Raw genomic sequence first — 10,243 nt, forward strand, 5'->3', positions numbered from 1 at the left:
GCCCCGCCCCTTCCCGAAACTGGGGGCGGCGCCCCCAGGCCCCCGCCAGGGGGTGGGGGTGACACGTCGTGTCGCGGCTGCAGCGCCGTCGTGGCTGGTCGCGCAGTTCCCCGCGCCCCTGAAGGGGCGCCCCCGGAGCCGTCAGTCATCATGCTCACCAGCCACAACGTGCCCGCAGCCTCCCACCGGCGGGAGGGGCCGTGGGCCGGTGCGTCGTACGCCCGTCGCGTAGGTTCGGTCTCAGGCCACCCGCACCGTGTACCAGCAAAGGGCCGTATGCCCACCCTGCGACGGGCTGACGCACCGGCCCACGACCCCGCACCCACCACAAACCCAGGGGCGCGGGGAACTGCGCGACAAGCCACAACGCACCCGCACCCAACAACGAACCCAACCCGCTCAACCGCCGGAGGCACCAAGCTTTCGGAAGTCCCACGACGCCACCCCATCCGGCACCAGCCGAATCCACCCATGACGCCCGTCATGCGGCATGTCATCCATGCCGAAGTTCTTGCGGGCGAACAGCCGCTCCACAGCGACGAGTTCCGGACAGGGCTCCCCCGTCCGGGGAGCCTCCCCGACGAAGTCGACGGTGCCGGAGAGCTCGACACCGCGGAGCTCGCCGTACTCCTCGCCCGTGTCGACGACGACAGCGACGCGCGGGTCGCGTCGCAAGTCAGCCCACCGCTTGCTGCGCGTGATCGAGTACAGCCAGAACGACGTGCCGTCCCAGGCGAACCAGAGCGTGCTCACATGCGGGGCGCCGTCCGCGGACACGGTCGCGACGCGGCAGGTGCGCTGGGTGGTCAGGAACTCGTCCAGCTCGCCGGGTGTCATCATGATCTTTCGGCCCCGGCGCTGAGTGACGGCCATACGGTTCCCTCTTCTCCGGCTCGGCGAAATCTGACTCGGCGTCAGGAAAGCATGGGCCGTCTTCCGCCCTCACGCAATGGTGGCTACGCTCGCCCGCCATGCCGTCGTACGAAGAGCTCAGTGAACTCCTCGACCCAGCGACCACAGTACTGCTGACCGTCGAGTGTCAGCAGGGCGTCGTCGGCCCGGACAGCGCGCTGCCCGAACTCGCCGAGGAGGCACGCGCGTCGGGTGCCCTCGGCCAGGTCGCCCGCCTGGTCGCCGCGGCCCACGAGGGCGGGGCGCAGGTGATCCACGCGATCGCCGAGCGGCGCCCCGACGGGCGGGGGGCGAGTCGCAACGCCCGGCTGTTCCGGGCGGCCGAACGACTGCCGGTACAGCAGTTGTCGGGAACCACGGCGGTACGCGTCGCACCGCCCATCGAGGTCGCGGACGAGGATCTCGTCGTACGCCGCCTGCACGGGCTGTCGCCGATCGCGGGCACCGACGTCGACGCGCTGCTGCGCAACCTGGGCTGCCGCACACTGATCGTGACCGGCGTCTCGGCCAACGTGGCCATACCCAACGCCGTCTTCGACGCCGTCAACCGCGGCTACACCGCCGTCGTGCCCAGAGACGCCATCGCGGGGGTGCCCTCCGACTACACCCCCGCGATGGTCCGCAACACGCTCGCCCTGGTGGCCACCATCACCACCACGGACGACGTGCTGGCCTGTTTCAAGCGTCCGCGCGGGATCACATGAGCATGATCGAGTCTCCGTCGACCATGACTTCCTTGGTCGTCAGCCCACTGGTCGCGGGCCCCTTCTTGACGCCGCCGTCCGTCACGTTGAACTGGCTGCCGTGAGCAGGGCAGGTGATGACGCCGTTGTCGACGCTGTTCACCTTCTGCTGCTGGTGCGGACATGTCGTCGAGAAGGCCTTGAACTCGCCGGCCGTCGGCTGCGTGACCACCACGCCCTGGTCGGCGAAGACCTTGCCGCCGCCCTCCGGGATCTCGCTGGTCTTGGCCAGCGCCTCGCCGCTCGAGGAGCCCGAGGAGTCGGAGGAGCTGGACGAGCTGTCGTCGGAACCCCCGCACGCGGTCAGCGCGGCGGCGGCACCGGCCGCGCCTAGCGCTGCAAGGACGGTGCGACGACAGATCGCCGGCGCAGGCTGAAGCGATTCGCTGGACATGTGGCGGTCCCTTCCACAGATGTACAGATGTGCGTCGGTCCAGCGCGGAGTGCGCTGATCCACCAAGGTGTACGGGCACCTCACGCGGCTGGTTCAGGTAGTGCTTGCGTTCTTGATGAAATCGAGATCCAGCCGGAGCAGGGTGTCTATCACGCCCTCTTGTGTGACCAAGTGGCTCGCACCGGGCAGCGGCAGCACACTGTGCGGACGGCCTGCCGCCAGCAGCGCCGCCGAGAAACGCAGCATGTGCGCGGGCGCCACATTGTCGTCGGCCATTCCGTGGACGAGCATCAGGGGGCGTTCGAGCTTGTGGGCGTGCGCCACCAGGGAGCAGCGTTCGTAGTTCTCCGGCTGGACGTCCGGGTGCCCCATGAACCGCTCCTTCCAGTGCGTGTCGTACAGGCGCAGATCGGTCGGTGCCGCGCCCGCGACGGCCGCGTGGAACACGTCCGGCCGGTGCAGCACGGCACCCGCCGCGAGATAGCCGCCGAAGGACCAGCCGCGGATCGCCACACGATCCGTGTCCAGTTCGGGGAAGAGCTCCGCGGCCGCGCGCACGGCATCCGCCTGGTCCTCGACCACGGGCGTCAACTGGTCGCCGTGGATGGCCGTTTCCCACGCCCGGTCACGCCCAGGGGTGCCCCGCCCGTCGACCGTCAGCACCGCGAAACCCTGCTCGGCGAACCACTGGTTCACGGCGTGATGCCAGGCGGCCGCCTTCACGACGGTCTGCAAACCGGGCCCTGAGTACGAGTGCACGATCACCGGCAGGCGCCGCGCCCCCGGCTCGTACGACTCCGGCAGGTACAGCGCCGCTCGCAGCTCCCGCTCGCCGAGCGTCAGGAAACGGGGCCGCGGCTCGACCATGGGCCGCTCGGCCAGCACCCGGATCCGTCCGGCCGGCCTGCCGTCCCGCAGCACCGTCACCGTCTGCCCGTCGAGCGTCCTGCTGTCCAGGACGACCGTGTCGCCCCCGACGGCGGCACTGTGCACGCCCGGCTCGCCGGTCAGCCGTACGAAGCCGTTCGCCGTGTCGTACGACCAGACGTGCGCCTCGGTCGGCTCCTCGCTCGCCATGAAGAGGATCCGCTCGCCTGCCACACCGAGCAGTTCATGGACGTACATGCCCTCAGGTGTACGCACACCGGTGCCGAGCATGTGAAGTCCGCGGGTCCCCTCCTGGGTCGTCACGACGAGGCCGCCGGCGGCGATACGGACCGGTGTGCCGGGCACGAACTCCAGCCAAGCGGCGTCGCGTCGGTGGTGCAGCGTCTCGGCCGCACCCGTCCACGGGTCGATCCGGAGCAGATACGCCGAGCGCTGGTCCCTGGTCTGTACGACGGCGAAGGGCCCCGCATCGCCCCAGCCCGCGTCCACGACGTACTCGAAGGCCGCGTCGGTCCACTCGCCCGACGGATGCTCCTCGGCGGCCTCCTTGGGGAGCCGTACCGCGACACGGTCGCCGTCGAGTCCCACCACGTGCAGCGACAGGTCCGCGTTGGCGGTGCCCGCCGCCGGGTACCGGACCGCGCGCGGCGGGCGCGTGGGATCCGACGGATCGCTGATGTACCACTGCTGGACCGGCGCGTTGTCGACCCGCACCACCAGCAGCGCCTCCCCGTCCGGCGACCACCAGAAGGACCGCGTACGGCCCAGCGACTCGGCCGAGACGTGGTCGGAGAGTCCGTACGTCACCTCCGGGTTCTCCGGCCTGGCCAGCGCGCGGTCGGCCGTGCCGTCGGTGCGTACGACGCGGAGGGCACCGTCGCTCACGTACGCGATGCGGGAGCCGCCGGGGCTGGGGCGCGGGGCGACGACCGGGCCCGCCGTGGGGATCCGGCGCGGGACGCCCTCGTCCGTGTGCAGGACCCAGAGGTCGCCGGAGAGGGCGAACACGACCAGGCGGACGGCCGCGTCCGTGGCGTACGAGACGATGCCGCCGGAGGTCTCGCGCGCCCGCTCGCGGCGGATACGTTCCCCCTCGGGGACCTCGCCGCCGGCACCGAGCGCGCGCGGGTCGGCGAGCAGCCGCTCCTCGCCGTCCTCGAACAACCACAGGCAGCCGGTGGTGGAGCGGCCGCTCGCGGTGCGCAGGAAGAGCACGCGGTCGCCGTCGGGGGAGACGGTGAACCCGCGTGGCACACCGAGGGAGAAGCGCTTCGTGCGGGCGAACTGGAGGGGCAGGTCTTCGTAGGAGGGGGTCACAGTGATCCTTTCCGGGCGGGTGAACGGGGAACGCGCGGCCGCACCCCGTAAGGGGCGCGGGGCTGTATCAATGTGCGGCTCCGCCGAGAGTGGGGGAGCGGCCGGCCACAACGGGCCCGCAGCTGACAACCGGCCTCCCAGCGGAGCGCCATCGCCCCAGTAACCTGGGGCGATGCTCAAGGAAGTCACCGCGACCCGCTACATCACGCCGTTGCGTGAGGGCGGCTCGCTGCCGGGGCTCGTCGAGGCCGATGATCTCGGGACGTACGTCATGAAGTTCACCGGAGCCGGGCAAGGGCGGAAGACCCTCGTAGCGGAGGTCGTCTGCGGTGAACTCGCCCGCCGCCTGGGCCTGCGCGTACCCGGACTGGTCACGATCGGACTCGATCCGGTCATCGGGCTGGGCGAACCGGACCAGGAAGTGCAGGAGTTGCTCAAGTCGAGCGGCGGGCTGAACCTCGGGATGGATTTTCTCTCCCGGGCGATCGGCTTCGACGCCCTCGCGCACCAGGTGAGCCCGGAAGAAGCCGGGAAGATCGTCTGGTTCGACGCGCTGGTCAACAATGTCGACCGATCGTGGCGGAACCCCAACATGCTGGTCCGGCAAGGGAATCTGTGGCTGATCGACCACGGCGCCACGATGATCTGGCACCACAACTGGCCCGGCGCACGCGCATCCGCGGCCAGGCCGTACGACGCCTCCGACCACGCGCTCGCGCCCTTCCGTCCCGATATCGTCTCCGCCGCCGCGGAGCTGGCGCCGCTGGTCACCGAGGAACTGCTCGCCGAGGTGACCGCCGCGATCCCCGAAGTGTGGCTGACGGACGAGCCGGGGTTCGACTCGGCCGACGCGCTCAGGCGCGCATACGCGGAGCCGCTGCTGGCGCGCGCCGCCACCATTCACGGGCGCATCGAGATGAGCGAGGTGGGAGCGAAGTGAGCGGGCGTGACGTCTACGAGTACGCGCTGCTGCGCGTCGTGCCGTGCGTCGAGCGCGGGGAGTGCTTCAACGCGGGCGTGCTCGTGTACTGCCGGGCGAAGTCCTTCGTGGCCGCGCGCACGTATCTCGACGAGAGCAAGCTGCGGGCGCTCGACCCGGCGGCGGACGTGTCCGGCGTGCGAGCCGCGCTGCGTGCCGTCGAGGGCGTCTGCGAGGGGGGTGAGGCGGCGGGGCAGGCGGCGCGCGACGACGCGGGGCGGCGCTTCCGCTGGCTGATCGCGCCCCGCTCGACCGTCGTCCAGCCCGGTCCCGTGCACACCGGGCTCACCGTGGATCCCGAGGCCGAGGTCGACCGGCTTCTCGACCTGCTCGTGAGGTGATGGATCACATGTCCGCGGCGGCCGTTGACACCGCGTGCCAGGGCTTCTAGCGTCACATCCGCTGAAGGTACTAAGCGGTCGCTCACCTCAGGGGCGTACCGTGTGAGCCGCAGGCTTTTCAAAGGCGAGGAGAACCAGCCATGTCCACCACTGAGCAGCGCATCGCCGTGGTCACCGGTGCAGCGCGCGGAATCGGCGCCGCGACCGCCGTACGACTGGCCGCCGAGGGGCGCGCCGTCGCGGTGATCGATCTCGACGAGGCCGCGTGCAAGGACACCGTGGAGAAGATCACCTCCGCCGGTGGCAAGGCGATCGCGGTCGGCTGCGACGTCTCCGACGAGGCCCAGGTCGAGGCCGCCGTCACACGGATCGCCGGGGAACTCGGTGCGCCGACGATCCTGGTGAACAACGCGGGCGTGCTGCGCGACAACCTCCTCTTCAAGATGAGCGCGTCCGACTGGGACACGGTCATGAACGTGCACCTGCGCGGCGCGTTCCTGATGACGCGGGCCGTCCAGAAGTACATGGTGGACGCCAAGTTCGGCCGCGTCGTCAACCTCTCTTCGTCCTCGGCACTCGGCAACCGCGGCCAGGCCAACTACTCCACCGCCAAGGCCGGTCTGCAGGGTTTCACCAAGACGCTCGCGCATGAACTGGGCAAGTTCGGGGTCACCGCGAACGCCGTCGCGCCCGGCTTCATCGTCACCGACATGACCAAGGCCACCGCGGAGCGTGTCGGCATGGGCTTCGAGGAGTTCCAGGCCGCGGCCGCCACCCAGATCCCCGTGCAGCGGGTCGGCAAGCCGGACGACATCGCGAACGCCATCGCCTTCTTCACGGGCGACGACGCCGGATTCGTCTCCGGCCAGGTGCTGTACGTTGCCGGTGGACCGCTCAACTAGGGCCGGGGAAAAGAGACATGACCACTGTGGAACTCTCGGGCAAGGTGGCGCTCATCACCGGCGCGAGCCGCGGTATCGGCTACGGCATCGCCGAGGCGCTGATCGCCCGCGGTGACCGGGTGTGCATCACCGGCCGCAACGAGGAAGCGCTCAAGGAAGCCGTCGAGAAGCTCGGCGCCGACCGCGTCATCGGGGTCGCAGGCAAGGCCCACGACGAGGCCCACCAGGCTGTCGCCGTCGAGCGCACCATGGAGGCGTTCGGCCGCCTCGACTTCCTGGTCAACAACGCCGGTACGAATCCGGTGTTCGGGCCGATGGCCGAGCTGGACCTCAACGTGGCGCGGAAGGTCTTCGAGACGAATGTGATCTCGGCCCTCGGCTTCGCCCAGCGGACGTGGAAGGCCTGGCAGGGTGAGAACGGCGGCGCGATCGTCAACATCGCCTCCGTCGCCGGCGTCTCGGCCTCGCCGTTCATCGGCGCGTACGGGATGAGCAAGGCCGCCATGATCAACCTGACGCTCCAGCTGGCGCACGAGTACGCCCCCAAGGTGCGGGTCAACGCGATCGCGCCGGCCGTGGTGAAGACCAAGTTCGCCGAGGCGCTGTGGGAGGGCCGCGAAGCGGAGGCGGCCGCGTCCTATCCGCTGGGCCGGCTCGGCATGCCGTCGGACATCGGAGGCGCCGCCGCGTTCCTCACCTCGGAGCAGTCGGACTGGATCACCGGGCAGACGCTCGTCGTCGACGGCGGGATCTTCCTCAACGCGGGCGTGAGCTGACGCGGGCGTGAGCTGAACGACGCCGGCAGGCGCCCGCGCGAACCGGTCCGGAACCGCGCGGGCGCCCGCCTGAGAAGGGGCTGAGAAGGGTCGGGTACGGTTCCGTCATCGCACGGGCAGGTGCGCCGACCCCGTGCTTGCCAGGGCGGCGGGCCAAGCGGCCGAACACTGCGGTATCGTCTGGCCACCCTTGTGGTATGGCCGATCGAGGATGGTGCGCGTGTTCAAGCGGGACAGATACCTGCGTCAGATGGGGGCGATCGCGTCCATAGCCCTGGTCGCCGGATGCGGGCTCGTCTCCTCGGACTCCTCCGACGAGGGAAAGACGATCGTCGTGGGAACGACCAGCGGGCCCAGCACACTGGATCCGGCGGCCTCCTGGGACAGCTCCTGGGAGCTGTTCCGCAACGTCCACCAGACCCTGCTGAACTTCCCCGCCGGCGCGTCCGAGCCCGAGCCCGACGCCGCCGAGAAGTGCCAGTTCACGGACAGCGCGAGCACCGTGTACAGCTGCGAGCTGCGCGAGGGCCTTCAGTTCTCCGACGGGCACAAGCTGGACGCCAAGGCCGTCAAGCACTCCATCGACCGGATCAAGAAGATCAACGTCAATGGCGGCCCCGCGGGTCTGCTGACGACCCTCTCCCGGGTGGAGGTGAAGAACGAACGCGAGGTCGTGTTCCACCTCAACCAGCCCGACGCCACCTTCCCCTTCGTGCTGTCCACGCCCGCCATGTCGATCGTGGATCCCGAGGAATATCCCGCGGACGAGCTCCGCAAGGACGGCAAGATCACGGGCGCGGGGCCGTACCGCGTGGCCTCCTACGAGGACGGCAAGCAGGCCGAGCTCGTCCGTAACGACAAGTACAAGGGCATCGCCGACCTCAAGAACAGCGCGGTCACCATCCGCTACTACCCGGGCTCGTCCCAGGTGGTCGACGCGCTGAAGAAGAAGCAGATCGATGTCATCTACCGTGGTCTCGCTGCCACGGACGTCGTGGACATCCAGAACAACGGCGACGATCAGGGACTCCAGCTCGTCGAGAGCCCCACCACCGAGATCAGCTACCTGGTGTTCAACCCCCAGGACCCGTGGTCCAAGCAGCCCGCGGTCCGCAAGGCGGTCGCCCAGGTCATCGACCGCCCGGCGCTCGCCCACAACATCTACAAGGACACCGTCGAGCCGCTGTACTCGATGATCCCCAAGGGCCTGGTCGGCCACACCACGGGCTTCTTCGACCAGTTCGGTGAGCCCAGCACGGCCAAGGCCAAGAAGATCCTCACGAACGCGGGCATCACCGAACGGGTCCCGCTCACCCTCTGGTACACCACCGACCGTTACGGCTCCCAGACGAAGCCGGCCTTCGAGGAACTGAAGCGGCAGCTCGAGGCCTCCGACCTGTTCACCGTCAAGCTCAAGAGCCGCCCCTGGAAGACCTACGCGGCCGGCTACCAGAACGGCGAGTACCCGGTGTTCGGGCGCGGCTGGAACCCCGACTTCCCCGACGCCGACAACTTCATCGCACCCTTCGTGGGTGAGAACAACGCGCTCGGTACTCCGTACGAGACGCCCGAGATCACCGACGAGCTGATCCCCGAATCCCGTCGCGAGAGCGACCGTGGTGCCGTGGCCGCCCAGTTCGAGAGGGCCGAGCAGATCCTCGTCGACGACGCGCGGCTGCTGCCGCTGTGGCAGGGCAAGGCGTTCGTGGCCGCGAACGAGGAGATCTCCGGTGCCGAGAAGGCCATCGACCCGGCGACGATGATGACGATGTGGGAGCTGTCCTGGAAGACCAGCTGGTAGCTCCGCCCCCGGCCTGACGGGCGGCCCGATTGTCAGTGGGCGCCTGTAGGTTCTGTGCTCTGAAGACGGCCGCGTTTCCGCGCGGCCGTCCACGGCCGTACGCACTCTGCGGCCGTGAAGTCAGCGCACAACGGAGGAAGTTCACGTGACCGACACCGCCATGCTGCCCGACTCCTGGCGCGGCGTCCTGGGCGAAGAGCTGCAGAAGCCCTACTTCAAGGAGCTCACCGAGTTCGTCGAGGAGGAGCGCGCGAAGGGGCCCGTCTATCCTCCGCGCGAGGAGGTCTTCGCCGCGCTGGACGCGACGCCGTACGAGCGGGTGAAGGTGCTGATCCTGGGGCAGGACCCGTACCACGGCGAGGGCCAGGGGCATGGCCTGTGCTTCTCCGTCCGTCCGGGCGTGAAGGTCCCGCCGTCGCTGCGCAACATCTACAAGGAGATGCACGAGGAGCTGGGCACCCCGATCCCGGACAACGGCTATCTGATGCCGTGGGCCGAGCAGGGTGTCCTGTTGCTCAACGCGGTGCTGACGGTCCGCGGCGGCGAGGCCAACTCGCACAAGGGCAAGGGCTGGGAGAAGTTCACTGACGCGGTGATCCGGGCCGTGGCCGCCCGGCCTGACCCTGCGGTCTTCGTGCTGTGGGGCAATTACGCGCAGAAGAAGCTGTCGCTCATCGACGCGGAGCGGCACGCCGTGGTGAAGGGCGCGCACCCCTCGCCGCTGTCAGCCAAGAAGTTCTTCGGCTCGCGCCCGTTCACACAGATCAACGAGGCGATCGCAAGGCAGGGGCACGCCCCGATCGACTGGCGGATCCCGGACCTGGGCGCTCCGCTGGAGGTGCGGTGATGATGCTGCGGGCCGGTGGGGGCTGGTCGCTCCCCCACTCTCGGCTTCGCTCGAGCGGTGGGGACCCCCATCGCGGCGGAGCCGCATATGTCACAGCCCCGCGCCCCTATGGGGCGCGGTACCGCACCACACCGGACCTGGCCAGGCCCGTTTAGTTCGCGGTTCCGCCTTGGTTCTGGTTCCCGCGCGGGTGGCGCCGGTGGCCTCAGCCTCCGTACCTCTGCCTGCAGACGGCCGCCTGTGGACTGTCCGCCGTCCAGCCTCCGTACTTTCGGGCCAGTTCGCACACGTCTGGATTCGTCGGGCTCGGCTGGGCCGGGGGGCGGGGGGCGGTGCGCTGTTC

At 69.6% G+C, this 10,243-nt stretch carries 10 protein-coding genes; 7 read left to right on the forward strand and 3 right to left on the reverse strand.

Annotation, left to right across the window (positions count from 1 at the left end; all coding sequences use genetic code 11):
* Positions 1-399 precede the first annotated feature (399 nt).
* Entirely contained in the window at positions 400-873 is a 474-nt protein-coding gene (locus G5C60_RS47060) for a pyridoxamine 5'-phosphate oxidase family protein (RefSeq protein WP_165269836.1), read from the reverse strand.
* A 98-nt stretch (positions 874-971) separates the two neighbouring features.
* Here G5C60_RS47060 and G5C60_RS47065 point away from each other — a divergent pair, with 98 nt between their 5' ends.
* Positions 972-1,616: a cysteine hydrolase family protein gene (locus G5C60_RS47065; protein ID WP_165269838.1), complete on the forward strand. Its 645-nt coding sequence runs from the start codon at positions 972-974 to the stop codon at positions 1,614-1,616.
* Here G5C60_RS47065 and G5C60_RS47070 read toward each other — a convergent pair.
* Together G5C60_RS47070 and G5C60_RS47075 are read right to left on the reverse strand one after the other, a co-directional pair.
* Positions 1,609-2,049: a Rieske (2Fe-2S) protein gene (locus G5C60_RS47070; protein ID WP_165269840.1), complete on the reverse strand. Its 441-nt coding sequence runs from the start codon at positions 2,047-2,049 to the stop codon at positions 1,609-1,611. The genes G5C60_RS47065 and G5C60_RS47070 overlap by 8 nt on opposite strands.
* Positions 2,050-2,142: 93 nt before the next feature.
* The gene (locus tag G5C60_RS47075) at positions 2,143-4,254 is read right to left on the reverse strand and encodes a S9 family peptidase (RefSeq protein WP_338146133.1); all 2,112 of its coding nucleotides are present in this window, start codon (positions 4,252-4,254) and stop codon (positions 2,143-2,145) included.
* Positions 4,255-4,426: 172 nt separating this feature from the next.
* Here G5C60_RS47075 and G5C60_RS47080 point away from each other — a divergent pair, with 172 nt between their 5' ends.
* The 6 genes from G5C60_RS47080 to ung all read left to right on the forward strand — a co-directional run bounded on the left by G5C60_RS47080 (position 4,427) and on the right by ung (position 9,900).
* The gene (locus tag G5C60_RS47080; RefSeq protein WP_165269842.1) at positions 4,427-5,194 is read left to right on the forward strand and encodes a HipA family kinase; all 768 of its coding nucleotides are present in this window, start codon (positions 4,427-4,429) and stop codon (positions 5,192-5,194) included.
* Positions 5,191-5,574, forward strand: coding sequence for a DUF3037 domain-containing protein (locus tag G5C60_RS47085; protein WP_165269844.1), 384 nt, complete (start codon positions 5,191-5,193; stop codon positions 5,572-5,574). The genes G5C60_RS47080 and G5C60_RS47085 overlap by 4 nt, the downstream gene beginning before the upstream one ends.
* 140 nt (positions 5,575-5,714) lie before the next feature.
* A complete protein-coding gene (fabG, locus tag G5C60_RS47090; protein ID WP_165269846.1) occupies positions 5,715-6,476 on the forward strand; it encodes a 3-oxoacyl-ACP reductase FabG in 762 nt (253 codons plus the stop codon).
* A gap of 17 nt (positions 6,477-6,493) precedes the next feature.
* Positions 6,494-7,252 (forward strand): SDR family oxidoreductase, encoded by a 759-nt coding sequence (locus G5C60_RS47095; RefSeq protein WP_165269848.1) that lies wholly within the window; start codon positions 6,494-6,496, stop codon positions 7,250-7,252.
* A gap of 220 nt (positions 7,253-7,472) precedes the next feature.
* The gene (locus G5C60_RS47100; protein WP_165269850.1) at positions 7,473-9,053 is read left to right on the forward strand and encodes an ABC transporter substrate-binding protein; all 1,581 of its coding nucleotides are present in this window, start codon (positions 7,473-7,475) and stop codon (positions 9,051-9,053) included.
* Positions 9,054-9,198: 145 nt separating this feature from the next.
* Positions 9,199-9,900 (forward strand): uracil-DNA glycosylase, encoded by a 702-nt coding sequence (ung, locus tag G5C60_RS47105; protein WP_165269852.1) that lies wholly within the window; start codon positions 9,199-9,201, stop codon positions 9,898-9,900.
* Positions 9,901-10,243 lie beyond the last annotated feature (343 nt).

Origin of the sequence: Streptomyces scabichelini (genome assembly GCF_011045015.1) — a bacterium.
GTDB classification, from domain to species: Bacteria; Actinomycetota; Actinomycetes; order Streptomycetales; family Streptomycetaceae; genus Streptomyces; species Streptomyces scabichelini.